Annotated in this window: 25 protein-coding genes and 1 riboswitch; of the genes, 13 read left to right on the top strand and 12 right to left on the bottom strand. The window is 59.8% G+C overall.

What is annotated here, in order from left to right:
• Position 1: 1 nt before the first annotated feature.
• Positions 2 to 1,219 (bottom strand): SfnB family sulfur acquisition oxidoreductase, encoded by a 1,218-nt coding sequence (locus NXC24_RS11590; protein WP_104823418.1) that lies wholly within the window; start codon positions 1,217 to 1,219, stop codon positions 2 to 4.
• A gap of 194 nt (positions 1,220 to 1,413) precedes the next feature.
• Here NXC24_RS11590 and NXC24_RS11585 point away from each other — a divergent pair, with 194 nt between their 5' ends.
• The 10 genes from NXC24_RS11585 (at position 1,414) to NXC24_RS11540 (ending at position 13,589) form a co-directional block, all read left to right on the top strand.
• A complete protein-coding gene (locus NXC24_RS11585; RefSeq protein WP_104823417.1) occupies positions 1,414 to 2,013 on the top strand; it encodes an alpha/beta hydrolase in 600 nt (199 codons plus the stop codon).
• A 367-nt stretch (positions 2,014 to 2,380) separates the two neighbouring features.
• Entirely contained in the window at positions 2,381 to 3,796 is a 1,416-nt protein-coding gene (locus NXC24_RS11580) for an FAD/NAD(P)-binding protein (protein WP_104823416.1), read from the top strand.
• A 219-nt stretch (positions 3,797 to 4,015) separates the two neighbouring features.
• A riboswitch (cobalamin riboswitch) is annotated at positions 4,016 to 4,233 on the top strand.
• Between the two features lie 107 nt (positions 4,234 to 4,340).
• Positions 4,341 to 4,754: a DUF1636 domain-containing protein gene (locus tag NXC24_RS11575; RefSeq protein WP_104823415.1), complete on the top strand. Its 414-nt coding sequence runs from the start codon at positions 4,341 to 4,343 to the stop codon at positions 4,752 to 4,754.
• A 10-nt stretch (positions 4,755 to 4,764) separates the two neighbouring features.
• Entirely contained in the window at positions 4,765 to 5,544 is a 780-nt protein-coding gene (locus tag NXC24_RS11570) for an ABC transporter ATP-binding protein (RefSeq protein WP_104823414.1), read from the top strand.
• A 13-nt stretch (positions 5,545 to 5,557) separates the two neighbouring features.
• The gene (locus tag NXC24_RS11565) at positions 5,558 to 6,517 is read left to right on the top strand and encodes an ABC transporter substrate-binding protein (RefSeq protein WP_104823413.1); all 960 of its coding nucleotides are present in this window, start codon (positions 5,558 to 5,560) and stop codon (positions 6,515 to 6,517) included.
• A 65-nt stretch (positions 6,518 to 6,582) separates the two neighbouring features.
• The gene (locus NXC24_RS11560) at positions 6,583 to 7,593 is read left to right on the top strand and encodes an iron ABC transporter permease (RefSeq protein ID WP_104823412.1); all 1,011 of its coding nucleotides are present in this window, start codon (positions 6,583 to 6,585) and stop codon (positions 7,591 to 7,593) included.
• 75 nt (positions 7,594 to 7,668) lie between these two features.
• On the top strand, positions 7,669 to 8,229 hold the full coding sequence (locus NXC24_RS11555; protein ID WP_104823411.1) for a DUF924 family protein: 561 nt from the start codon (positions 7,669 to 7,671) through the stop codon (positions 8,227 to 8,229).
• A gap of 170 nt (positions 8,230 to 8,399) precedes the next feature.
• Entirely contained in the window at positions 8,400 to 11,030 is a 2,631-nt protein-coding gene (locus NXC24_RS11550) for a mechanosensitive ion channel family protein (RefSeq protein ID WP_104823410.1), read from the top strand.
• A 195-nt stretch (positions 11,031 to 11,225) separates the two neighbouring features.
• A complete protein-coding gene (locus NXC24_RS11545) occupies positions 11,226 to 12,056 on the top strand; it encodes a response regulator (protein WP_104823409.1) in 831 nt (276 codons plus the stop codon).
• A gap of 204 nt (positions 12,057 to 12,260) precedes the next feature.
• Entirely contained in the window at positions 12,261 to 13,589 is a 1,329-nt protein-coding gene (locus NXC24_RS11540; protein ID WP_104823408.1) for a diguanylate cyclase, read from the top strand.
• A 19-nt stretch (positions 13,590 to 13,608) separates the two neighbouring features.
• Here NXC24_RS11540 and NXC24_RS11535 read toward each other — a convergent pair whose 3' ends face one another.
• The 3 genes from NXC24_RS11535 to NXC24_RS11525 all read right to left on the bottom strand — a co-directional run bounded on the left by NXC24_RS11535 (position 13,609) and on the right by NXC24_RS11525 (position 15,456).
• Positions 13,609 to 14,628 (bottom strand): GlxA family transcriptional regulator, encoded by a 1,020-nt coding sequence (locus NXC24_RS11535; protein ID WP_348632693.1) that lies wholly within the window; start codon positions 14,626 to 14,628, stop codon positions 13,609 to 13,611.
• A gap of 301 nt (positions 14,629 to 14,929) precedes the next feature.
• Positions 14,930 to 15,136 carry a hypothetical protein gene (locus NXC24_RS11530; RefSeq protein ID WP_104823406.1) on the bottom strand — a complete coding sequence of 69 codons (207 nt, stop codon included), beginning with the start codon at positions 15,134 to 15,136 and terminating at the stop codon, positions 14,930 to 14,932.
• Between the two features lie 74 nt (positions 15,137 to 15,210).
• Positions 15,211 to 15,456, bottom strand: a complete 246-nt coding sequence (locus NXC24_RS11525) for a hypothetical protein (RefSeq protein ID WP_104823405.1) — start codon at positions 15,454 to 15,456, stop codon at positions 15,211 to 15,213.
• A gap of 77 nt (positions 15,457 to 15,533) precedes the next feature.
• On the opposite strand from NXC24_RS11525, the gene NXC24_RS11520 reads away from it, so the two are divergent.
• Positions 15,534 to 16,475, top strand: a complete 942-nt coding sequence (locus NXC24_RS11520; protein WP_199773475.1) for a LysR family transcriptional regulator — start codon at positions 15,534 to 15,536, stop codon at positions 16,473 to 16,475.
• A 17-nt stretch (positions 16,476 to 16,492) separates the two neighbouring features.
• Here NXC24_RS11520 and NXC24_RS11515 read toward each other — a convergent pair whose 3' ends face one another.
• From NXC24_RS11515 to NXC24_RS11485, 7 genes are all read right to left on the bottom strand, one after another.
• Complete coding sequence (locus NXC24_RS11515) at positions 16,493 to 18,496, bottom strand: ASKHA domain-containing protein (RefSeq protein ID WP_104825125.1); 2,004 nt, start codon at positions 18,494 to 18,496, stop codon at positions 16,493 to 16,495.
• Between the two features lie 45 nt (positions 18,497 to 18,541).
• The gene (locus NXC24_RS11510; protein WP_245463841.1) at positions 18,542 to 18,802 is read right to left on the bottom strand and encodes a hypothetical protein; all 261 of its coding nucleotides are present in this window, start codon (positions 18,800 to 18,802) and stop codon (positions 18,542 to 18,544) included.
• Between the two features lie 92 nt (positions 18,803 to 18,894).
• Positions 18,895 to 19,860, bottom strand: coding sequence for a methyltetrahydrofolate cobalamin methyltransferase (locus NXC24_RS11505; RefSeq protein WP_104823402.1), 966 nt, complete (start codon positions 19,858 to 19,860; stop codon positions 18,895 to 18,897).
• 105 nt (positions 19,861 to 19,965) lie between these two features.
• On the bottom strand, positions 19,966 to 21,072 hold the full coding sequence (locus tag NXC24_RS11500; protein ID WP_104823401.1) for a methylenetetrahydrofolate reductase: 1,107 nt from the start codon (positions 21,070 to 21,072) through the stop codon (positions 19,966 to 19,968).
• Between the two features lie 3 nt (positions 21,073 to 21,075).
• The gene (locus NXC24_RS11495; RefSeq protein WP_104823400.1) at positions 21,076 to 21,654 is read right to left on the bottom strand and encodes a methylenetetrahydrofolate reductase C-terminal domain-containing protein; all 579 of its coding nucleotides are present in this window, start codon (positions 21,652 to 21,654) and stop codon (positions 21,076 to 21,078) included.
• Entirely contained in the window at positions 21,647 to 21,949 is a 303-nt protein-coding gene (locus NXC24_RS11490; RefSeq protein ID WP_104823399.1) for a virulence factor, read from the bottom strand. Before NXC24_RS11490 ends, NXC24_RS11495 begins: the two co-directional genes overlap by 8 nt.
• Positions 21,950 to 22,177: 228 nt before the next feature.
• A complete protein-coding gene (locus NXC24_RS11485) occupies positions 22,178 to 22,816 on the bottom strand; it encodes a DUF1638 domain-containing protein (protein ID WP_104823398.1) in 639 nt (212 codons plus the stop codon).
• Between the two features lie 20 nt (positions 22,817 to 22,836).
• On the opposite strand from NXC24_RS11485, the gene NXC24_RS11480 reads away from it, so the two are divergent.
• Complete coding sequence (locus NXC24_RS11480) at positions 22,837 to 22,995, top strand: entericidin (RefSeq protein ID WP_104823397.1); 159 nt, start codon at positions 22,837 to 22,839, stop codon at positions 22,993 to 22,995.
• 66 nt (positions 22,996 to 23,061) lie between these two features.
• Here the strand turns inward: NXC24_RS11480 and NXC24_RS11475 are convergent, their stop codons facing one another.
• Positions 23,062 to 23,763: a B12-binding domain-containing protein gene (locus tag NXC24_RS11475; RefSeq protein ID WP_104825124.1), complete on the bottom strand. Its 702-nt coding sequence runs from the start codon at positions 23,761 to 23,763 to the stop codon at positions 23,062 to 23,064.
• A 262-nt stretch (positions 23,764 to 24,025) separates the two neighbouring features.
• Between NXC24_RS11475 and NXC24_RS11470 the strand changes: the two genes are divergently transcribed.
• Positions 24,026 to 25,606: a trimethylamine methyltransferase family protein gene (locus tag NXC24_RS11470; protein WP_104823396.1), complete on the top strand. Its 1,581-nt coding sequence runs from the start codon at positions 24,026 to 24,028 to the stop codon at positions 25,604 to 25,606.
• Positions 25,607 to 25,684 lie beyond the last annotated feature (78 nt).

Raw genomic sequence — 25,684 nt, 5'->3', positions numbered from 1 at the left:
GTCAGAGCGTCCAGTTCTTCGGCGGTGTTACGCCGTTGAGATGATAGTTGCCGACGATGTGATATTTCCAGCGAACCGGGTCGTGCAGCGTGTGGGTGCGGGCGTTGCGCCAATGACGGTCGAGATTGAGGCCGATGCGGGTCGAAGAGGTGCCAGCGAGCTCAAACAGTGTATTCGAGGCTTCGATGGCTATTTCCGTCGTCAGGGTTTTCGCGGCAGCCACAGCAAGTGTGGCCTCGATCACATCATCTTCCGTTGGATTGATCTGAGCAACATCGATCTTCCTGCCGGCGCGTTCTAGCATGGCTGCGGCTGCCTCGATGCGAATGGCGATCTGGCCGATCCTGGCGATGGTCAGCGGATCATCGGCCGCTCGCTCGACGCCGCTGTCCATCCAGGGGCGTGCGTGCGTTTTCACAAACTCCACGGTCTCGGTGAAAGCGGCGCGGGCAATGCCGAGATCGATGCCGGCATGGATAATTTGGCCGACCGAACCGATGGTCGTCGCCCGCTCGAAGCCCTTGTGATGCGCGACGACAGCGTCGGCGTTAACGTAGACATTATGCAGAATGGTGGTGCCGCTGCCGGATGTGCGCTGACCGAAACCGTCCCAATCATCCATGATCTGGATGCCTTCAGCGCCACGCGGGACAAGTGCCAGGGTGAGTTCGTCGTCTGCGTTCAGCGCAAAAATACCGATCCAGTCGGCGAAAAGTACGCCGGTGGAATAGAATTTGCGGCCGTTGACGCGATAGCCCAACCCGTCCGATGTCAGGCGCGTGTTGTATTGACCGGCCGTTCCGGTGCCGACTTCGGAAAATGCATTGCCGAAGCGGTCACCGGCCAGCGCCCTGGTAAAGAAGAAATTCTTCTGTTCCTCGCTGCCATCGACGCGAAGCGCTTCCAGAATGTAGAAATGGCTCTGCGGAATCTGGGCGATCGAAGGATCGGCTTCGGCCAGAATGGCTATGATTTCGGCAAGAACGGAGTTGGAAATATCGATGCCGTCATATTCGGACGGAGTGGTGATGCCGAGCAGGCCGGATTGCGACAGGGCCTCCAGCTCCTCGTAGGGCAACACCCGGTTGATGTCGCGGTCGCTTGCCTGCCGTGCAAATTGGATGGCCAGCGATCGCGCGATTTCCAGCGCTTCCTCGTCGCTTTGAATGCGGTGTGCGAGCGGTCTGGTGCGCTCGTGCAACTGTGAAACAGTTCCCATTCATAACCCCATCAACGATGGCATATCAGTGACTTAGCTATGCGAAAGCGCTATGATCGTAATTTCTATAGATCTACTATACAATAGATTTTCTTTGCTTATGCAGATTTCGCTATCCGCCATAATAGGCACCGAATGGAGAAATTGTAAGCGGGCGGCTCAATGCAGCCATCGCTCGCATCCAGGAGAGCGCCGTGGTCGCGACACTGATTCTTCCGGGTTTAAACGGCTCCGCCGAGGGGCATTGGCAGCGCCATTGGGCGCGTGATAAGACCTCTGCGGCCATCGTCCGTCAGGCTTCATGGTCGAGGCCGGTGCTGGAACACTGGTTGGCGGCGCTGGAGAGAGAGTTGGAGCGGGTGGAAGAAGCCTGGCTCGTCACGCATAGTCTCGGATGCCTGCTTGCCGCAAATCTCGCAGATCGCCCCGCCGCCCGGCATGTGAAAGGCGCTTTTCTTGTGGCTCCCTGTGATCTCGACCGGACGGAGAGGCTGCATCCCGGCGCCATCGATTTCGGCACAATGCCGACTAAAGCTCTGCCATTTCCGAGCTTTGTCGTTGGCAGCCGCGATGATCCGTACATGGATTTCGTCGAGCTTCGGCATCATGCCGCGCGATGGGATAGTGAGCTTCATGATCTCGGCCATGCCGGCCACATCAATATCGCCAGCGGTTTTGGCCGATGGGAGCAGGGCTTCCAACTCTTTTCCGCGTTCACGAAGGGGGTCGAGGATCGGCAATTCAGGCGGGCAAGACCACCGTTGCACGACGTCCTGTGCGGGGCCATGCCATAAGCGTCGTCTTCCATGAAAAATGCGGTCGCAAGAAAGCGCTTGCTACCGGCGCATTTTCGCGCTTTCATATACGACTAAATAAGTAGACAATAGCGACAATGACATTTGTCGAGCCGTCAATGGCTCGATGTGTGTCCAGGTTGACGAAGGCAACGGGCTTCCTAGCTTGAATGGGAGCCCGCCCAGAGCATCCCGTCAGGTAGAGGGATGCCCTGGATTCAAGAACCAGAGCGTCCAATGCGTTTACGACGCGCGGCGCTCTAGCGGCCGAGCGTTTGATGGCCGCGAGCTGTGTGCGGGTCACAGGCAAAGTATCAGCGTGCCCTCAGAAAAGCATGATCGACCACCTCTTGCCCCAGGAGTTGATATGACGGTTCAGGGACTTTTTTCTGCCAGGGCAAATGCCTCGGCGCAGGCCTATGCGATGCCGCGCATCGCTGTCATCGGCCGCGGCTTTTCCGGCATGATGACGGCGATCGCCTTGATGAAGACGGTGCGGACGCCTTTTCATCTGCAGCTCTTCGACCCCAATTCCAGCGTCAGCGGCGGTCAGGCGTTGGCTTCCGGCCATAGCAGCGAAATCCTGAACAGCCGTGTGCGCGATCTCTCGGTTTCCGCTGGCGATCCCGATGATTTCAACGATTGGCTCTGTAGCAATGCCGCGTTCCGCAGTGCCGTGCCGGCGGCCATACCGGGCTTTTTGCAGATATTCGTCCCCAAAAGCATTTTCAGCGACTATGTGTACCAGCGCTTTTCCGAGGCATTGTCCTCGCGGCGGGATATTGCGGTGCAGGTCAGCGGCGAGACGGTGATCGGCCTTCGCCGCAGCCATGGCGACCGCTTTTTGGTGGAGAGCGCCGGCGCCGTCTATCCCCCGTTCGACACCGTGGTCCTGGCGACTGGTTACGGCATTGCCGATCACGAGCCGCAGAGCGGCGAACCGGTGGCGACGCCGACGACGGTCCGCGCCCGCCGCCTAGTGTCGCGCCCGCATACGGTCTTGCTCGGTAGCGGTCTGCGCGTCGTGGACCGGCTGCTGCAGATGCGCGACAACGGCTATGATGGGCAGATCACCATCGTTTCGAGACACGGCTTTCTGCCGCAGAGCCACACCCGCAGCAATGCCGATCCGGTCTTTCCTGCAGAAGCAATGCCCGGCAGTCTCAGCGAGATTGTGCGTTTTATTCGGCGGGCTTGCGAGAATGCGGAGGCGAGCGGGCAAAGCTGGCAATCCGTCATGAACGGCCTGCGCAAACATGCGCGCTCCCTTTGGCGCTCGCTGCCGGCCGGACAGAAGCAGCAATTCAACCGCCATCTGCGCGCCCTTTACGACAGCCATAGAAACCGTCTGCCGGAGGCTCTGTATGTCCGGCTGAGGCAGGAGCTGGCGGAGGGTAATACGCTGTCGCGTTGCGGGCAATTTCTACGGCGCACGCCGACCGGATTGATGCTGAAGCCGGCCGGTCAGCAGGGCGTGGAGCAGATCTATGCCGACGAGGTGATCGATTGCCGCTGCCGGGAGCCCGATCTCGATACGCCATTGATGCGGAGCCTGATCAACGCGGGCCTCGCCACACAGGATGAACTCGGTCTTGGCCTTGCTGTCGAAGCAACGGGCGCGCTTTCCACAGATGGCCGCATAATCGAGGGACTTTTCGCCATCGGCCCGCTGGGGCTCGGCAGCCTGCCGGACATCGATCTCGTGCCCGAGATCGTCACGCAGGCCTATGCGGCCGCCGAAGGCGTGGCGGCCCGGTTCTATCCGCAGTGCAAGGCGGTGTGATTGGGATTTTTGTCGCTCGCCTAAACTCGGAGGCGAGGTCATTTGCCATGTTCAACAGCCCTTATGAATACGAGCTTCGGCCTCATCGCCATGCCTTATTTTTTGATTGAAATTAGTAACGTAATAACATAACAAATGCGCTTGCCATTCACGCCAGCCGGAATTCGGGGACAAGTGCAGACCTCAATGACACTACCATTGCTCGCTTCGATTTTCTGTGAGATGAACCATACCGATGGTGCTGCCGCCGGAATCATCCGGAGGGCGGCTGAAAAGGGAACACGGTGCGGATTACCCATCAGGGGCCAAAACCGTGGCTGCCCCCGCAACTGTAAGCGGAGAGCGCGTTCGCGACATGCCACTGGCTTCATGCCGGGAAGGTGCGAACGGGCTGTGACCCGCGAGCCAGGAGACCTGCCATCGATGACGTCAACCGCAACGGACGGGGTGTTCCGATGGAAATTCAGTGGTTGGGCGAGGGCGCGTTTGTGTCCGCAGGCCCTATCTTGACTTTGCCTCCGGCGAGATCTCCGGGAGGCTTTTCATGGATACAGCGAGAGAGCAGACGCATCGGATCACCGTATGCACGAATTGCCGTCACGTCGGCGCGCCATGCCGTCCCGGTCTTGATTTGCTGAAGCATCTACAGGCCGCCATTACCCAGGCTGGCGCGGCACTTTCCGACGATTTCAGTCTGGAGGGCAGCGTTTGCATGGCCGGCTGCGATCGGCCATGCACCGTCGCCTTCCAGGCAACGGCAAAGGCGACCTACCTCTTCGGCGACATCGCGGGCGAGGCGGATATCGGGGCACTCGTCTCCTTCGCCGAGCTTTACCGCGATCGGCCCGATGGCCTGACAAGGGAAGGCGAACGCCCGAAAATGCTGGGCGGCAAGACATTGGCGCGCATTCCGGCTGCGATCGTTTCGGCCGAACGCCAAGCAACGCTCTTGCAGTAGGAGCGGGGTCATGCTGGAAAAATGCTTGCGACTGGAAGCTGACGGCGTCACCTGGGGCCCGCATAAGGGTAAACCGATCATCCGGGACATCAGCCTGTCCGTCAAAGCTGGTGATCGGCTGGCAATCATCGGCCCGAACGGGGCGGGTAAATCGACCCTGCTGCGCTGCCTCTATCGTGGTATCCGGCCGCAACGGGGTTGCGTGCGTCTCGACGGCATCGATCTCTGGTCGATCGGCCCGCGCGAGGCGGCGCAGCGTATCGCCGTCGTCCTGCAGGAGACGCCGGGCGATTTTCCCTTTAGCGTCCGCGATGTGGTGATGATGGGCCGCATTCCCCATCGCAAGGGCATGGCGCGTTGGAGCGAGGAGGATCATGCGGCGACCGCGGCAGCACTTGTCCGCCTGGAGCTCAAGGATCTGGCGCTCCGGCAATTCGCGTCGCTTTCGGGCGGCGAAAAGCAGCGGGTATTGATTGCCCGCGCGCTGGCGCAAGAGCCGGAGCTGATTATCCTCGACGAGCCAACCAACCATCTCGATATCCGCCATCAGCTCGAAATACTGGAGCTGCTGAAAGGCCTTGGTCGGACGATCATCACGACCTTGCACGACATCAATCTCGCCGCCGATTTCGCCACGCATGTCGCAGTGCTCGATTTCGGCCGTCTGAGCGGCCATGGCTTGGCAATCGAGGTTCTGACCGCCGAGCGCATCTCATCCGCATTCCGTGTCGAAGCGAGCCGTCAGGTCGTGGGCGACACATCCCATCGTTTTACGTTTTCTCTTCGATAATTTGGAGCCATCCATGTCTTTCCGCATGTCCTTGTCCGCTACCGCCTTGCTGCTCGGCACGTTCTTTGCCGGCGGTGCTTTGGCCGAGCCCGTCACCGTGCGTAGCTGCAATCGCGATGTCACTTTCGACAAGGCGCCGGAGCGCGCCGTTTCCAACGATGTCAACCTCACGGAAATGATGCTGGCGCTGAAGCTAAGGGATCGCATGGTCGGCTACACCGGGGTTTCCGGCTGGAAGACGCTGGATGAGAAGCTGCGGGACGGCATCAAGGAAATGCCGGAGCTGTCGCCGAAATATCCAACCAAGGAAGTGTTGCTCGGAGCCAATGCCGACATTTATTTCGCCGGCTGGAACTACGGCATGAAAGTGGGCGGCGAAGTGACGCCGGAGACTTTGGCGCCCTTCGGCATCAAGGTCTATGAGCTCACCGAATCCTGCATCTTCGTCATGCAGAAGAACAAGCCGACCATGGACGACATGTTCGTCGACCTGCTCAATCTCGGCAGGATTTTCCGTGTCGAGGATAGGGCGGAGGCCCTAGTGGCGGATTATCGCAAGCAGCTTGGCGGTATCCAGGCGAAGATCAGCCGTGCCGAGAAGCCGACCCGTGTTTTCGTCTATGATTCCGGTGAGGAAAAGCCCTTCACCTCGGGCCGCTATGGCATCCCGACGGCAATGATCGAAGCGGCCGGCGGCACCAACGTCATGGACAATGTCGAAAAGAGCTGGACGGAGGTCTCCTGGGAGCCTGTGATCGAGAAAAACCCCGAGGTCATCGTCATCGTTGACTACGGCGAAGTCACGGCGGCCCAGAAGATCGCATTTCTGAAGAACAATCCGGCTTTCAAGACCATCGACGCGGTGAAGAACGACCGTTTCGTCGTGCTTCCCTATGTCGAGGCCACGCCGGGACCGCGCAATATCGAGGCGATCGCAACGCTGGCGAAGGCTTTCCACCCGGAAGCGATGTAACGAACGACAATGCCGATCCGTCCAGTCGATCACTGAGCGGATCGGATCGCTTCCTGGATTTTCGCATGCGTATTGGCCTTCCCATTCTAATCCCTCTCCTGGTCGCTCTCCTCGCCATGTCGATCACGGCGGGCGTTTCCTTCGGTGCGGCACCGATCCCGTTTGCGACCGTCTGGTCGATCGTCGGCAACAAGCTGCATGCCAGCTTGTTTCCAATCACCTGGTCGGGCGGACAGGAAAGCATCGTTTGGGACGTCCGTTTTCCGCGCGTCATTCTCGCGTTGCTCGTGGGTGCCGGGCTTGCGGTCACCGGAGCTGTGCTGCAGGCTTTGACGCGAAATCCGCTGGCCGATCCGCATCTTCTCGGCGTTTCCTCAGGTGCCGCTTTCGGTGCTATCCTGGCGCTACTGCACACCGGGCTCATCCTTGGGCTACTGACCGTACCCTTATTCTCCTTCGCCGGCGCGCTACTCGCGATCGCCGCCGTAGCGCTGGTGACCCGGCTGACGCGCTCGCAATCAGCCGACCGGCTGATGCTGTCTGGCGTCGCCGTCGCCTTTGTCTTTACCGCGCTCGGCAATCTCCTGATTTTTCTCGGCGACCCCAGGGCGGCCAATACCGTTGTCTTCTGGATGCTCGGTGGTTTGGGGCTGGCGCAGTGGCAGCATCTGATCTATCCGGCCGGCGTGCTGCTTGTCTGCCTTGCCGTGCTGATGCTGAAATCACGGGAGCTCAACGCGCTTGCCATGGGCGATGAGACGGCAGCGACGCTCGGCATTGCCGTCTCGCAATTCCGCTTCATGCTGTTTGTTGTCACGGCGCTGCTGACGGGCGTCATGGTCGCTTTTTCGGGCGCGATCGGCTTTGTCGGACTGATGGTGCCGCATTTCGTCCGGCTTCTCGCCGGCGGCGACAACGTCCGTGTCGTGCCGCTTAGCGCCGCCTTCGGGGCACTGACATTGGTCTGGGCCGATATTGCTGCGCGGCTTGTCATGGCGCCGGAGGACATGCCGATCGGCATCGTTACCGGTCTGGTCGGCGGCATTGCCTTCATTCTGATCCTGCGAAAAAGGTGACCAACGGGCGGCGTTCACCATTGCCACCCGCCGCTCGTGGACCTATCTCCCGACGGGCATGCCGGGAGGGAGCGAATGGCCGCAGATCCGATTGTTTGTACGCCAGAGGAAGTGCTGAGCTTCTGGTTCGAGGAGTGCACGAGCGAGGATTGGTTCCGCTCCACCGTTGCTCTTGACGAAGAGATGCGCCGTCGGTTTCGCGACACGCATCTGGCATTGGCGGCTGGCGTGCCGGATCTGTGGTGCGTAACGCCCGAAAGCCGGCTGGCAGCGGTCATCGTCCTCGATCAGTTCGCCCGCAACATCTATCGCGGCACGCCGCTGGCCTTTGCGACGGATGGTTTGGCTTTGCAGGAGGCGAAAGAGGCTTTGCAGCTCGGCGCAGATCGAGGGATGCCGGCGGAACGACGGATATTCTTCTACTTGCCTTTCGAGCATGCCGAAGACCTGGCCGAACAGGATCGGTCCGTGGCACTTTTCCGTTCGCTCGGCCTTGAAGAGCAGATCGACTATGCGGTTCGCCATCGCGCCATCATCGCCGCCTACGGCCGCTTCCCGCATCGCAATGTCTTCCTTGGCCGGGTGTCGACAGAGGCTGAGAAAGACTATCTCGCCGAGCCTGGAGCAGGATTCTGAGGGAATAAAGGTGTAAATGCCTTTGTGTCGCCTTTCTTTGCCTTACAAGGCGTAGGCCAAGGGAATATGAAATTCGCAATCACAGTTTAGGAAGATCCGATCTTCCGTTTTTTCGTGCGGCGAATCCGTTTACTCGTCGCCGGCGACTTTACTGCGACGAGGAGCTTTGCTTGCGCCCGCTGAAACACCGTCTCCGTTTTTTGCCCGTGCTGCTTATGGGGCTGAGCGCAGCCATTGTTGCCGGCCCTTTGATGGGCGGGCAGGCTTTTGCGCAAAGCCAGCAGCAGGCACAACCGACGCAGCAACCGGAACAGCAGCCCGCAGGCCAAGCGCCGCAGTCGGCGCAGCTCGCCAACGGTTTGCTGGAGACTGCCGTTGCCGATCTCGCCAAGGCAAAGAAGGACTTCGCCTCGATCGAAGGTGACTCCAAGGAAGAGGGCGCTGATGACAATGCGCTGGTCGCCCTTTCCGGCCGGGCGGACGAGCTCAATCGCTCCGTAGCGGCGATTTCGGCGCGGTTGAAGCCGCGCACTACCGAGATTGACGCGCGCCTGACACAGCTCGGTGCGCCGCCCAAGGAGGGGCAGCCGCCGGAAGCCGCGATCGTTACCCAGGAGCGCGACCGTCTCAACGCCGAACGTTCGCAGATCAGCGCCGTGACTGTCGACGCCGACAATCTCGTTGCTGCGAGTAACCGGCTTGTGATGCAACTTGTCGAAGTGCGCCGCAAGCTGTTTGCCGAGACGCTGTTCAAGCGTACTGGCGTTTCCGCCACCACATTCGAGGATGCTGGAACGGCCTTTGTCAACGAGGGCGTAGAGTTCAGCACTGCCGTAACAAGCTGGATCGGCTTTGTCGTGAAGGCGAAGCTTGGGTCGCTTATGGCTGCCCTCTTCCTGTCGCTTGGTGCGGCGTTGATTTTTCTGTCCGGAGGCTACCGGTTGTTCCGCAGATATTATGTGCGGGACGAAAACATTGAAAATCCGCCCTATATTAGCCGCCTCTCGGTCGCCTTCTGGTCGACGCTGATCCGCACGCTGTCGCTGGTCGCATTCCTCGTTACGTCCTTTTTCTTCCTGTCGAATTTCAACGTGCTGCGGCCGGATATCGCGCCTGTCCTGGCCGCTCTCTTCGGCTTCATCGGACTGGTCTATTTCGTCGGCCGCCTGGCCAATGCCGTTTTTGCGCCCTTCAGGCCGCATTGGCGGCTCGTCAAGCTGTCCAACAAAGGTGCCCGCTCGCTGAGCTGGTGCATGCAGGCCATGGCCGTCGTCAACGGTCTTGATTATGTTTTCGACCGCATCAGCGAATCCATGGGATCGCCGGTTGTCGTCACGGTGGCGAAGAGCTTCTTTGCGGCTCTGTTGATCGGTCTTATTCTGATTGCCGCCTCCTTCGGTTCGCCGATCCTTGCAAAGAACGGCAATCCCGATGCTCCAGGCCGTCGTTGGCCGCATGGCATGGCGATCATCCTTCGGGTGCTCGGTACATTGCTGATCTTCACGGCTTTTATCGGCTATGTCGGCCTGGCGCGCTTCATTGCAACGCAGTTGATCGTCACCAGCGCCGTTCTGGCGACCATGTATCTCGGCTTCCAGCTCGGCAAGTCGGTGTCGAGGCAGGGCGTTTTTGCCGAGACGATCATTGGACGTTTCCTCGAAAGCCGTTTCGCGCTCGGCGACGTTGCGCTCGATCAGGCTGGTCTCGGGGCCGGCCTTGCGACCTATGCCGTCGCGCTTATGACCGGCATTCCGCTGATCCTGCTGTCCTGGGGATTCCATATCCAGGATCTGGAGCTGATTGCCTATCGTCTGTTCACCGAAATCCGCATCGGCAACATGTCGATTTCGCTGGTCGGCATTTTCGCTGGCGTTCTGCTCTTTGCCGGCGGTTATCTCGTGACGCGTTGGTTCCAGCGCTGGCTGGACAGCAACGTCATGGCGCGCGGCCAGGTGGACTTGGGTGTCCGCAACTCTGTGAAGACCGGCATCGGCTATCTCGGCGTAGCGGTGGCGTCTATCATCGCCATTTCGGCTGCCGGCATCGACCTGTCGAGTCTGGCGCTCGTCGCCAGCGCGCTCTCGGTCGGTATCGGTTTCGGCCTGCAGAATATCGTGTCGAACTTCGTCTCGGGCCTGATCCTGTTGGTCGAGCGGCCCTTCAAGGTCGGCGACTGGATCGTCTCGGGTACCTCGGAAGGCATCGTCAAGCGCATCTCGGTACGCGCCACTGAGATCGAAACCTTCCGCAAGCAGTCGATCATTGTGCCGAATTCGGAGCTGATCAACGGCTCCGTCGGCAACTGGACGCACCGCAACCGCTTGGCGCGCTCTGAAATCCCGGTTTCCGTCAGCTTCGATGCCGATCCGCAGAGGGTGATGGACATTCTGCTGGAGCTGGTGCGCGACATCCCGAAGGTGCTCAGAAATCCCGAGCCGCATGTCGAATTCCTGCGCATCGGTCCGTCCTCGCTCGATTTCGAAATGCGCTTCTATCTCTCCGATCTCTCCGACGGCATGGAAATCCGCAACAATCTGCGCATCGATATTCTGAAACGGTTTCGGGCGGAGGGGATTGCTATTCCCTATCCGCATCAGGAGCTGCACATCGTCCGCGACAGCAAGCGCGGCAGGCAGACCGATCTGCTGGCGACCACCAATCTGGCCGACTCCGCAGATGGGCCGGAAGTCGTCAATGAAGATGTCGTGAAAGACATCGCTCCGCAGGTCGAAGAGGAACTGCCGGAGCCGCTGGAGGTCAGGAGCGGCACTCGTCGTCGCGGCAAGGCATCTGCCCAGTGATGTGATCGCACGGCGTGGCAGCGGGCGAGGGCGGTTGATGACCTTATCCGAGCGGCAACGTCCAGAGTATAGTATATGAGAAGGCGGCCGGCGGTCGTCTTTTTCATTTATGGGAAACCAGTCGACTTAATAAATATTCAAGTGCTTTGCTGTAGAAGTTTCGAATGGGGCCGATTTCTATTAGCAGGTTTAATCATGCCATTTTTGGGTATTTCGGGAATGCAGTATTCCGGCGGCTCTCTTGCTGGAGCGCGCATTCTTCTCGCTGAGGACTCGAATGTCTTTACGTCGATGATCAGCACGAAGCTGAAGGAACTCTTCGATATCGACATCGAAATCTGCAGGAATTTCGAAGAGTTGCAGTTTGCTTACGACAAGTCGTCGGAGCCGATCCGGTTGGCGATCTCCAACATCAATCTGCCGGGGGCAGAAAAGGGCGAGGCGCTGGAATATCTGATCGATCTCAGCATCCCGACGATCGTTTTCACCGGCACGTTCCAGGAAGGCATGCGCGACGAACTGATTGCGAAGGATATTGTCGACTATATTCTCAAGGACAACATCTTCGCCGTCGATCTGCTGGCCGAGTCGATCTGCCGATTCCTGACCAATCATCGTCATCACGTGCTGATCGTCGACGACAGCGCCACGGCGCGTGCGCTGCTGTCCAGCCGTCTGAAGCGCTATAATTTCCGTGTCAGCGTCGCCGAGAACGGCACAAAGGCGCTGGAGATCCTGAAAGCCAATCGCGACATCGGCCTGATGGTTACCGACTACAACATGCCGGATATTGACGGTTTCGAACTGACGCGTCGCATTCGAGCCAGTATCGGTTCGCACGAGCTGCGCATCATCGGCGTTTCATCCTCTACCAATCGGCTCCTATCGGCGCGTTTTCTCAAGGCCGGCGGCAATGATTTCATCCTGCGGCCGTTCATCGACGAAGAATTCTATTGCCGCGTGAACCAAAACCTCGACACGCTGCTGCAGATCCAATCAATGCAGCAGGTAAAGTTGAGGGCCTGACATGGAGGAAGTAGGAACCGGGTGATGTTCAGAAATACAAAATATGAGGATAATTCATCTTCTGTACAAGATTTCTGCAATCTCTGGTTCCAATTTCTTCACGAATCCTGTTCACGATGGAGTTGAGGGGCGGGCGTTCATCTCGCTCGGGATAGGCAGATGCGACCAGCGACTGCCGGGTAGTCTGGGAGGACGTGAAGGCAAATGGTGTTCCGCGTGGATTTCCTCAGCGATGGCCGTGGTCATCGCCGCGGCAGCCAGAAGATACTTCTGGTTGAAGATTCGCGCATGTTTTCTTCTGTCCTGTCCCACCGGTTCCAAACCGAACTCGGCCTCAGCGTTACCCATTGCGGCTCGCTGAAGGCGCTGAATGAAGCGCTGGCGGAGGGGCACGGCTTCACCATGGCTGTGGTCGACCTCAATCTGCCGGATGCACCCCATGGCGAGGCTCTGGATGTCGCTATCGCTCATCATATTCCGACCGTGGTTTTCACCGCGTCCTTCGACATGGACATGCGCAACCGCATCATGGAGCGCAGCATTGTCGATTATGTTCTGAAGAACAATGAATTCGCGCTCGACAATCTCGTTTCCACCGTACGGCGCGCCATCTCCAATCGCGGCACGCGGGTGCTGGTGGTAGATGATGTCCCATCGGCGCGGCGCGTGCTGGTGGAGCTTCTGGAGGCGCAGCAGTTCAAGGTGGCCGAAGCCGGCACTGGCGTCGAAGCCTTGGCAATGCTTGACGACTATGGCGACATCGAAGTGGTGGTGACCGACCATCACATGCCAGATATGGACGGTTACGAGCTGACCCGGCGTATTCGCCACCGCTACGGTTCGGATCGGATGCGGGTCGTCGGCATCTCCTCTTCGAACGACCGTCTGTTGTCGGCGATGTTCCTGAAGGCCGGCGCCAGCGATTTCATCTATCGTCCGTTTGTGGCCGAGGAGCTGCAATGCCGCATCGCCCACAATGTCGAAACGCTGATGCAGCTCAAGCAATTGCGCGCCGCCGCAGCAAGCGACTATCTGACTGGGCTCTATAACAGACGCTATTTCTACGATCACGGCCCGCGGATCGTCAACGAGTGCCTGCGCCATCATCGGCCGACCTCGGTCGCGATCCTCGACATCGATCATTTCAAGCATCTGAACGACACCTATGGCCATGAGATCGGCGACCAGGTGTTGAAGGCCGTCGCGGGCCGGCTTCATTCCCTGTTCGAAGGCAGCGAGAACCTGCTATCGCGTCTCGGCGGCGAGGAATTCGCTATCCTGTTCACCGAGATGGATTCACGCGCTGCAACGGCTCTTTGCGACGAGGTGCGCGTCAATCTCTCCAATTTGAAGGTGAATGCGGACGACGAGGAATTGTCGGTGACCGTGTCGATCGGAGTGGCCGAGATTGCGGGCCATGAGGCGTTCGAGAACTATCTCAACGCCGCGGACCAGTTTCTCTATATGGCCAAGCACAAGGGCCGCAATCAGGTCTATTCCGACGCCAAGATGACAGAGGAAGCGGCGGAATAGCCGCCTCCGTCGGCCAAGCTCAGACGACGACGCCGGTGCGGTTGCTCGACATGGTGAGCTTGCGCTCGGCGCGCTCCTGCTGTGGCGAGCGGTTGTAGAGTTCGCGATAACACTTGGAGAAGTGCGAGGCGGAAACGAAACCGCAGGCGACCGCCACTTCCACGACCGGCATAGAGGACTGCACCAGCAGGTGACGTGCACGGTCGAGCCGGATTTCCAGATAGTAGCGCGCGGGCGAGCGGCCCATTTCCTGGCGGAAGAGGCGTTCGATCTGACGGCGCGAAAGGCCGGCATCGTCGGCGATCTCCAGCAGAGACAGGGGCTCGGCGAGATTGCTTTCCATCAGCTCGATGATCGACAGCACCTTGGCATTCTGAACACCGAGGCGCGCGCGCAGCGGCAGACGCTGGCGGTCGTGCGGGCTGCGGACACGGTCGGTAAGCTGCTGCTCACAGACGCGGTTGACAAGGTTTTCGCCGAAATCCTGGCCGATCAGGTTGAGCATCATGTCGAGCGAAGCGGTACCGCCGGCGCAGGTATAGAGATTGCTGTCGACCTCATAGAGGTCGGCATAGACTTCCGCCTGGGGGAAGCTTTCGGCAAAGCCGGGGAGATTTTCCCAGTGAATGGCGCAGCGCTTGCCGTTCAGGAGGCCGGCCTGGGCCAGTACATGCGCGCCCGTACAGAGGCTGCCGACGGCAACGCCGCGATTATACGTCTCACGCAGCCAGGCATTGACCGACTTATTGTGGAACTCCTCGACATAAATGCCCGAACAGACGAGCACCATGTTGGGCCGGTTTTCACCGCCGAGATTGCGGCGCTCGTCGGCAAGCGACGAATTGACCTCGAGGCCGATGCCGCTGGAGGAATAAACCTTCTGGCCATCTGTCGAGGCCAGTCGCCACGTATAGGCGGGGTAACCGAGCATGCGGTTTGCAATCCGCAGCGTCTCGACCGCAGCGGAAAACGGCAGCATGGTAAAATGGGGAACGAGGAAGAAAACCAGGGAACGCGTCTTAATCGGAGTCTTGCTCATATCAGGAAAATCCATGCTCCACGACCATGCCGTATTCCTTGCGTCAAATGCGTCGGCTCGATGGTCCAATAGCGACATTGGCATGGAAAATAGCGGCCGCAAAGAGATATTTGTGCAAGCTCACTAAAATTGACGCTTTAAATAAAGCGGGCGAGGCGGGTATGCAATTTCCTGAAGCAACCAAATATATATTTCGACAATAATCAAAATAAAACCAAATACGCGTTTAGATGCATAAATGTTCGAAAGGCGACACCCGGCGTGGTTGAGCGTCGCCTTCAGAATTCAAAGCATATTGCGATCATCGCTGGACCTTGGAATTTTTGGCCTCATTGATGGCCGGCCAGCCAATGTCCTTGCGTACGTCGTCCGAAAGGGACTCGAGCTCGCGCTCGGAACGCCATTGCTGCCAGCGATCGAAGATCCGCGTGATGAACGGTACAAAAGTGGCGCTCGGCGGAAGCGAGCTATGCGTCCTGCCGGTGTGTCTATAGGTTATCGTGGTCATTTCAAGGTTCCTTCGGTTCTCAGATGCCCGAAAGGTCGCGACCTTTGCGAGCCAATATGGGGTTGCTTCACCTATCAATCAAGCGAATAGATTTTATAGCTGCCATTAGCATTCTTGAACGATCGCACGTTGGCGGGCTTCCGTTCGATGGCCGAAACTATGCGATCCGGCGGTAGGCCGCGGGCGTTGACATCGTCAATCAGATGCGCCGGGAAACGCGTTGCGATGTCATCGAGCGTGTGCTGCGCGGTGCGTTGAATTTCGCGGGCGCGCATGAGGTTGAACAAGCGAGAAGCCTCGCGAAGTGCTGTGCCAGCCATGGTCTTGCTCCTTTCGGCTGCCTCTATCAATTCCGTTAGACCTAATATGGTGCTTCGTTGACATTCAGACAAATGAAATGATATGGTGCTTAAAATCAGAAAAATTGAAGGATGCCGTTATGACCGTACCGTTTCGCCGGCCCATACCGTTGCTCGACAATGAAGTTCTGCGCACCTTCGTCGCCATTGCCGAAACCGGCAATTTTTCGACCGCCGCCGATGCGGTCTATCGCACGCCGTCCGCCGTCTCGATGCAGATCAAGAAGCTGGAAGAGCAACTCGGCGTGACGCTGTTCCTGCGCGACGCGCGTTCCGTCAGCCTGACGCAGCATGGCGAAATGCTGCTTTCCTATGCCCGCAACATCCTGGCTCTATCCAACGAGGCCGTGTCGCGCTTCATCATGCCGGAGCTTAGCGGCGTCGTGCGGCTTGGCGCGCCCGACGATATCGGTGAGCGCCTGCTGCCGAGCATTTTGAGGAGTTTTTCGGAGAGTTATCCGGGCATCATGGTCGATGTTACCGTCGACATGAGTCTTCAGTTGAAGAAGCGCATCGAGGAGCAGCGGCTGGATTTGGCCCTGATCAACTGCGCGACGCGGCCTTTCCCGACCGATGGTGAGGTTATATATACCGAGCGCTTGGTCTGGGCCGGCGCAAAATGCGGTACGGCTTACCGCCGCGATCCATTGCCGATCTCGATTTGGGAAGACGGCTGCATCTGGCGATCGGAAGCCTTGGCGCAACTAGAGCGGCACAAGCGGCCATATCGTGTTTCCTACCTCAGCGCACATACGATGGCGCAGCGCGCCGCCGTGGTTTCGGACTTGGCGGTGGCGCCGTTCCCGCGCTCCTACGTCACGGAGGACATGGAAATCCTTGGGCAGAATGAGGGGCTGCCGGAACTCACATCCTTCGACATTCGCCTGCTGACGGCATCGCAGATGACAGGGCCGATGAAGGCGGTGGCCGACAGCATCCGGCAGGCGTTCATAGAGATCGGGCGGAAAATGGCCGCATAACCACTGCCGGTCGCGTATTACTCGCGGCTGCGGCGGCGTCTGCGGCCGCCGCCTTCGCCGCTCGCATCATCAGCAAGTTGCTTGCGTTCCGGCAATGTCACGACCTTCGACAGTTCCGGGAAGGCGTCGACCTTGTTCGGCAGGGCCATGGCGTGAACGAAATGCTCCTGAAACTTTGATTCAAGCGCCGTCTCTATCTTCTCGATCTTGCTGACGGTTTCCTCGATTTCGCGGCGGTGGCCGCGGTTGAGGAGCGCCATGCGCGCGCCCGTGCCGGCGGCGTTGCCGACTGCCTTCACCTTGTCGAGGACGCAGTCCGGGATCAGGCCGAGCACCATGGCGTATTTCGGGTCGATGAAGGTGCCGAAGGCGCCGGCAAGGCCGATGCGGTCGACATGGTCGACGCCCTGCTTGTCCATCAGCAGCTTGACGCCGGCATAAAGGGCGGCCTTGGCGAGCTGAATGGCGCGGATATCGTTCTGCGTCACTGTGATGCGGGGTTCGCCGTCGCGCACGAGATAGGAGAAGGTGCGGCCGTTCTGCAGGATGCGCGGCGAGCGTGCCATCATGCTGCCGTCGACGACGCCATCTTCGGAGATGATGCCGGTCAGGAACATCTCGGCGACCACCTCGATGATGGCCGAGCCGCAAATGCCGGTGACCCCGACTGTGGCCGCGGCCTCCGCAAAACCGGGTTCGTCCGACCATGGTTCGATGCCGATGACACGGTAGCGCGGCTCCAGCGTGATGGGATCGATCCGAACGCGCTCGATGGCGCCGGGAGCGGCGCGTTGGCCGCTGGAAATCTCGGCGCCTTCGAAGGCTGGGCCGGTCGGTGAGGAGGCTGCGACGACACGATTGCTATTGCCGAGCACGATTTCAGCGTTCGTGCCGATATCGACCAGCAGCATCATTTCGTCCTGCCGGTGCGGCCCTTCGGCCAGCGTTGCCGCGGCAGCATCGGCGCCAACATGGCCGGCGATGCAGGGCAACATATAGATGCGTGTGCCGGCATTCATCGGCAGGCCGACGTCAGTCGCGGTCAGATGCACGGCGCCGGAGACGGCGAGGGCGAAGGGCGCGCCGCCGAGCTCAGTCGGATCGATGCCGAGGAAAAGATGGTGCATGATCGGATTGCCGACGAAGACGGCGTCCAGAATGTCCTGGCGCGATACGCCGCCATCGGCGCAGACTTTGTCGATCAGTCCGTTCAGCGCTTCGCGCACGGCGTTGGTCATGGCGCCGCGCCCGTCCGGATTCATCATCACATACGAAACGCGGCTCATAAGATCTTCGCCAAAGCGGATCTGCGGGTTGGACGCGCCCGCGGATGCCACCGTTCGGCCCGACAACAGCGAAGAGAGATGCATGGCGATCGTCGTCGAGCCGATGTCGCAGGCAATCCCGTAGGCTTCATTCTTCAGGCCTGGATAAAGCGCGATCAGGCGCGGATGGTCGCCCTCCTGATCCCGGTGGATCGCGGCCGTAACCTTCCACTCGCCCTTGCGCAGAATCGATTGCAGCTGCGGGATGATATGGAAATCGACTTCGAGATTGTCGTATTTCCAGTCGGCGGCCAATGCGGCTTTCAGCCGGTCGAGATCGCCGGATGGTTTGTGCATGTCCGGTTCTTCGACCTCGACGTAGCACATATGCACGGCCGTATCGCGGGCGATGACGCGTTCGTCGGCGGCCTTGCGGACCACCTGCGCGTTGATCACCGTATCCTGCGGTACGTCTATGACCAGATCGCCCTGGATCAGGGCCGAACAGGAGAGGCGGCGCCCATCCGGCAAGTCGCGGACTTCGGCGTAGCGCCTTTCCTTGGGGCCGATCGGCGAAAGATGGTCGTTGGCGGAGACGATCTTATGTTTGGCGAAATTGCCTTCCTGCACGGACACCTGGCAGCGTCCGCATGTCGCGCGGCCGCCGCAGACGCTCTCAACATAGACACCAAGCTGCCGTGCTGCCTCCAGCACCGGTGTGCCGACCGCAAAACGGCCACGCTTGCCGGAGGGCATGAAGAGGACGAGGGGATTCGTGCTGTCGCTGGCTTGGGCCACGGATCAGTCTTTCTGTCTGGTGAGGCGGCGCACGTTCGAGCGAACGCGCGCGCTGTAAGGCTTGACGGCGGCTTGGGCCACCGCATCGGCAGCGCGACGCGATGAGGCGCTGCCGCCCTTTGCCATTGCTGTTATCGCCATGACGCTCTGTTGGGTGATGGCTATGTTGGCGGCGACGGCGCTTTCCGCCGCCGCCATCATCTTTTCCGAGATCATCCGGTTGAATTCCGCGGTGTTCAAAGTACCGCCGGTCATCGCTGCCATCCATATTTGCTGCGTGCGCATTGCAATTACGATGGGCGCCTGGAGCCACAACGTCGCAAGATCGTTGGAAAGCCGGCTGCTCGGATACATCGTTATTCCCTCGCTGCGCTTGCCCCAGCGCGGGCCGCGCGTCCACCACGCCGACCGCCGCCCGCTGCCGGCGCCGCCGTGGCTGCTGCTGCCGCGCCACCCTCTGCCGGCTTATAGTCGCGATAGGTCATGATCCAGTTGGTGCAATTCGCGTCGGTGCCGTTCAGCACGTTGGCGGCGCGCACGGCTTCCATTTCCTGCGGGCGGCACGGGTTCATGATCGCCGAGGTCATGCCAGCACCGATCACCATCGGGATGAAGCCGGCGTTGATGCCATGGCGGTGCGGCAGGCCGAAGGAAATGTTGGAGAGGCCGCAGGTGGTGTTGACCTTCAGCTCGTTGCGCAGGCGGTGTAGCAGCGCGAAGACCTGACGGCCGGCGTCGCCCAGCGCACCGATCGGCATGACGAGCGGATCGACGACGATGTCATGCGGCTTGATGCCGTGATCCATGGCGCGTTCGACGATCTTCTTGGCGACGGCGAAGCGAACATCGGGGTCCATGGAAATGCCGGTCTCGTCATTGGAAATGGCGACGACGGGCACGTCGTACTTTTTCACCAGCGGCAGGATGGCCTCGAGCTTCTCTTCCTCGCCGGTGACGGAGTTGACCAGCGGCCGGCCCTTGGCGACCTTCAGCGCCGCCTCGATAGCGGCCGTCACCGAGCTGTCGATCGACAGCGGCACGTCGACGAGGCCCTGGACGATTTCCAGCGTCTGCACCAGCAGGCCCGGCTCGGTCTCGTTTGGGTTGACCGAGGTGACGCCAGCGTTGACGTCCAGCATGGTTGCGCCGGCGGCCACCTGTTCCAGCGCGTCCTTGATGACCGTATCGAAATTGCCTTCGATCATCTCGGCGGCCAGCTTTTTGCGCCCCGTCGGGTTGATGCGTTCGCCAATCACGCAAAAGGGTTGGTCGAAACCGATGATGATTTCGCGAGTGGCTGAAGCAACGATGGTGCGCGTCATGTCTGATCCTTTGGTCAGTTGGCCCGATAGGGGTGGTCTATCGTGCGATGATTTCGGTTACAAGCCAGGCCGGCTCCTCCGCGGGCCTGTTGCGAATATTCTCGTTCAATGCGTCTGGTGCGGCGGATGATGGGCGGCGGCTTCGGCCATTTGCTGCTGGTTCTCCTCCATGCCGCCGCGGATATGCTCCAGCCGCTCGGCGACGAGGTCATCGGTGCGGCTTGCCTCGTGCTTCCAGGGCTGGCGACCTTTCAGGACGCCCGATTCATGTACCATCTCGGCGACATATTCTTCCTGGCGATAAGCCATGACATGGATGCCGGAAACGCCCACGATCTCCTTCACCTCGTTGATGATGTCGATGCAGAGCTGCTTGCCTTCCTTCTTCTGATCCTGAGCACCTTCGAGGCGCTTGATCACGGCGTCCGGAATATGCACGCCCGGCACGTTCGAGCGCATCCAGCGCGCGGTTTTGGCGGAAGCCAGTGGTCCGACACCGACGAGGATGAAGCATTTCTCATCCAGACCGAGATCCCTGACCTTTTTCATATAGTCGCGGAACATCGGCACGTCGTAGCAATACTGGCTTTGAACAAACTGCGCGCCGGCCTCGATTTTCTTCGCCAGGCGATAGGGCCGAAAGTCGTAGGGCGGCGCAAAGGGATTGATAGCTGCGCCGAGAAAGACTTTCGGCGGAGACGTCAGCTTACGGCCTGAGAGGAACTTGGCGTTGTCGCGCATGATGCGCACGGTTTCGAGCAGCGACATGCAGTCGAGATCGAAAACCGGTTTGGCGCCCGGCTGGTCGCCGGCCTGAACGCCGTCGCCGGTCAGGCACATGATGTTGCAGACGCCCATGGCGGCAGCGCCCAGCACGTCGCCTTGAATGGCGATGCGGTTCTTGTCGCGGCAGGCGATCTGCATGATCGGCGCATAGCCCATGCGCGTCAGCAGCGCGCAGATGCCGACCGAGGACATGTGGCAATTGGCGCCGGAGGCATCGACCGCGTTGATCCCGTCCACCCAGCCATCGAAGATCGAGGCGCGTTCGTAGACGTCTTCGGGGTTGGCGCTGTCGGGCGGGTTCAGCTCTGCCGTGACGGCGAACTCGCCGCGACGCAACACGCGCTCCAGTCGCCCAAGCGAGGAATGGCCGGGCAGGGGATCGAGCGGCAGATGCGCGCCAAGCGGATTTTCATCAATATGCGCCATCGATCAGGCTTCCTTCTTCGTCGCTTCGCGCGCTGCCGCAGCTTCCGCCGTCACGCGCAGCCACGAGGATGTTTCGCGCAGCGACTGGTTCACCGGCTTCTGCACATTCAAGATCGCGTCCCCATTGACCATGTTGCGCGAGCCGTTCCAGGCCTGCACCCAGACGCAGGGCATGTCGGGCTCGACTTCGCAATTGCCATTGGCGCGCACGCCGCCACAAGGTCCGTTGCGCAACTGCTTCGGACAGTTCATCGGACAGGACATGCCGGTCGACGACAATGCGCATTGGCCGCACATGCGGCAATCGAAGAGAAAACCTTTCACATTGCGCTCGATCACGGTGATCGGCCGTTCGACGCGCCCATAGCCGATCGCCTTCCAGAGCGGATGCAGCAGGAGGAAGGCGTCGGCGAAGCGATGATAAAACCACTCGAGGAAGCGCGAATGACGCACGGCCCAGAGACGGACGGTGTATTTGCGACGGGCGCGGCGGTTCGGCGAAACACCTGATGGCGTATAGGCGCCGCTGGCTGCCTTCGCACCCGCTGCGGCATTGCCGGGTTTCTGGACAGCATCAGCCATTGTCACGGCCTCCGGCCTTCACCAATGCCACCAGGCGCTCGCGATCATAGGCGGCTTCGAGTTCGCTTGCGGCGCTGTCTGCCTCTGCCTCCAGATCGTCGGAAACCGGCACGGGATCGGCCTTGCGCCATTCGGCCAGATAATCGTCGGTCTCGGCGGCGCCGGTGCGCATGGCGCACATGTCGATCGCTTCAGTGAAGCGCAGTGACAATTCACGCTTCGCCGTTTGCCGTCCTTTCTTGATGATGACCTGGGCAGGAATGTCCCGCCAGTAGACGACAATGCGATCTGCCATGCAAAATTCTCCTCTTTGTACAAGAATGCACGTCCGCCGGTCTGGGGACTGCGCTTGCGGCGACGCGGCCCATGCCAAAAAACGACGCGGTATCGAAACCGCCTCCTCAACCGCAACCTCTAGTCACCTATAAGTGACATCGTCTTGTTTTTCGGTGGAATTCGGGGCTTTCAGCATGGCCGCGTCCAGGGGCGGCCGCAAGTGGGCAGGCTGAAAACAATGTCGTAATCAGACCGCCAGCAATTCGCGGGCGAGATCGCCATAGCCTGTGAAGCGGTATTCGTAGTCGAGGCCGAGATAGGCTGCCGCCGCCTTCGCCTTTTCCTGAAGCGCCGGATCCTCTTCCTGCGAGAGATAGACGACCTTCCGGTAATTGCCGAAATACATTTCCTTCAGCTCCGGGTGCCGGTCGAGGCCGAGGGGCACGATGACGAAGGCTTCGAACTGGCGGGCCAAAAAATCGGTGAGGAAAAACGAGGTGATGTCGTCGTCGCGGGCGGCAAAAGCGTCGTTGCCGCTGAAGAAGGAATAGCAGTGCGGGCCGGAGAGGCGCTCGATACCTTCGCGCTCGCAGATCCTGTCGATATCGCCACCCGTGCCGCAATCGGCATAGCCAATAAAAATCTTCTCGAAGCCGCGCGAGCGGGCATTGGCAATCGCGTCTTTAAGCGCGGGCGCGATCTTCTGTGGATAGGAGTGATAGATGGCGGGAAGACAGTGCAGGTCGATATGATCGAGGCTATTAATTCTGGCGATCGCCAATATTTCGCGCGCGATTGCACCGCACGCGATCACATGAACCTTTTGCGCGATTGTGCGTTTATCTCGCGGAGTCGTTGTCTCCGCCTTTTGTCGATCAATATCCATTTCCGAAAGGGCTTCCGATCATGACTACACCGACACTGACCAAAATCGCCGCCGCCTGCGCGATCCTCATGGCACTCGCTTCATGCGCCAACACAATTCGCGGCATGGGCAGAGATAGCGCCAACGCCGTCAACGCGACCCAGGATGCCGGCCATAAGGTCAAAAAGGCGGCTCAATAACTGATTTGGTGTGCCGATCGGCCGGCGGCAACCCTGTGGATGCCGCCGCCTTGACATTCGTCGTGATTAGGCGCTGGCAGCGTGGCTGTTGTGCTTGCGCTTCATAAAGTCCTTGGCGGTTTCGACCGCGACGGCCGCGTCACGGCAGTAGGCATCGGCACCGACCGCCTTGCCGAACTCTTCGTTCAACGGCGCACCGCCGACGAGGACCACGTAATCGTCCCGCATGCCCTTTTCCTTGAGCGTGTCGATGACAACCTTCATGTAGGGCATCGTCGTCGTCAGCAGCGCCGACATGCCAAGAATATCAGGCTGTTCACGCTCGATGGCGTCGAGATAGTTTTCGACCGGATTGTTGATGCCGAGGTCGATGACATCGAAACCAGCGCCTTCCATCATCATGCCGACGAGGTTCTTGCCGATATCGTGAATGTCGCCCTTGACGGTGCCGATCACCATCTTGCCGAGCTTCGGCGCACCGGTCTCGGCCAGCAGCGGCCGCAGGATCGACATGCCGGCCTTCATCGCATTGGCGGAAAGCAGCACTTCGGGAACGAAGAGAATGCCATCGCGAAAGTCGATGCCGACGATGCGCATGCCTTCGACAAGCGCCTGGGTCAGGATATCGTAAGGCGTCCAGCCACGTTCGAGGAGGATATTGGTCGCTTCCTCGATTTCCTCCTTCAGTCCGTCATAGAGGTCATCGTGCATCTGCTGCACGAGTTCCTCGTCCGAAAGTTCCGCGAGAATGATTTCATCGTCAGACATGCGCTCCATCCCGTTTTCGTGCGATGCATCAGGGGTTTGTATAAAACACTGCTATCATTACCGATAGACCCGAAGCCTAACAAAACCCTTTTCGAAAGCGACGTAGTGCAGATAAATCGCGACGGATGGACATGAAGCAATTTCGCCCCACCCATGTCTGTCCTATGCTAGTCGCTGGCGCATAAAGGAATGTCCGTGCGACGGAATCGGGTAGCATGGGGCAATGTACAGACGCATTCATGCGCAAGAGTGAGGAAGCATCATGGACGATATGATTGAGCAACCGGCCGCAGGCGGCGATGGTGGCGGACGGCGTTCGCGCGGCGAGGGCAGGGGTGCGGCCGCGCGGCGCGCATCGCGCAGCGGCGGCGGGCCAGGTCCGTCGCTTCCATATATTACCCGCAAGATCGGCGTCTACGAAGTATTGGACGAAGAGGGCCTGCAGCTTATCGAGCGCAATGCCGATAAGGTGCTCGAGGAAATCGGCATCGAGTTTCGCGACGATGCGGAAGCGCTGGCGCTCTGGAAGGAAGCCGGCGCCGACGTCAAGGGGCAGCGGGTCCATTTCCCGAAGGGGCTTTGCCGCGAACTCTTGAAGACCGCGCCGAAGGAATTCACCTGGAATGCGCGCAACAGCGCCCGCAACGCCCATGTCGGCGGCAAGGGGACGATCTTCGCGCCGGTCTATGGCCCGCCGTTCGTCCGCGATCTCGAAGGCAATCGCCGTTACGCGACGATCGAGGATTTTCGCAATTTCGTGAAGCTCGCCTATATGGCGCCGTCGATCCATTCGTCGGGCGGCACGGTCTGCGAGCCGGTCGACATTCCCGTCAACAAGCGCCATCTCGATATGGTCTACAGCCATATCAAATATTCCGACAAGCCGTTCATGGGCTCGGTCACTGCGCCGGAACGCGCCGAAGACACAGTCGCCATGGCGAAGATCGTCTTCGGCGATGATTTCGTCGAAAACAATTGCGTCACGCTGAACCTGATCAACGCGAACTCACCGATGGTGTTCGACGAGACCATGCTCGGCGCATTGAAGGTCTATGCGCGCCACAACCAGGCTTCTGTCGTTTCGCCCTTCATCCTCTCCGGAGCGATGAGCCCGGTGACGGTTGCCGGTACGCTGACGCAGATCCTGGCCGAAGTTCTGGCCGGCGCTTCCTTCACGCAGTTGATCCGCAAGGGATCGCCGGTGCTCTACGGCACCTTCGCTGCGTCCATCTCCATGCAGTCGGGCGCGCCGACCTTCGGCACGCCGGAACCATCGCTGGTTTCCTACGGTTCGGCCCAGCTTGCCCGCCGTCTCGGCCTGCCGTTCCGTACCGGCGGTTCGCTCTGCGCCTCCAAGGTGCCGGATGCGCAGGCGGCGCATGAATCGGCCAACACGCTGAACATGACGCTGCTTGCCGGCACGAATTTCGTGCTGCATGCCGCCGGCTGGCTCGAAGGCGGCCTCGTCTCGTCCTACGAGAAGTTCATGATCGACCAGGACCAGCTCGGCATGATGCAGAAAATGGCCGAGGGCGTCGATCTTTCGGAAAATGGCCAGGCGCTGGATGCGATCCGCGAAGTCGGTCCCGGCAGCCACTATCTCGGCTGCGGCCATACGCAGGCCAATTTCCAGACGGCCTTCTACCGTTCGGCACTGGCTGACAATAACTCCTTCGAGCAGTGGGAAATTGAGGGCCAGAAGCGCGTCGAGGAACGTGCCAATGCGCTTTGCCGCTCCTGGCTCGACCACTACGAAGCACCGCCGCTGGATCCTGCGATCGATGAGGCGCTGCTGGCCTACATCCAGAAGCGTAAGGATTCGATGCCGGACGCTTTCACCTGAAGAGAGCCCGAGGCCGCCAGGGAGCAAGGCGGCGCGGTACGCGTCGCCGATCTGATTCAGAAAGAGGTCTGGCGGCCG

Source organism: Rhizobium sp. NXC24, from assembly GCF_002944315.1.
Taxonomy (GTDB): domain Bacteria; phylum Pseudomonadota; class Alphaproteobacteria; order Rhizobiales; family Rhizobiaceae; genus Rhizobium.
Note: the sequence above shows the minus strand (reverse complement) of the source record. Positions and strands in the feature narration are given on the sequence as shown.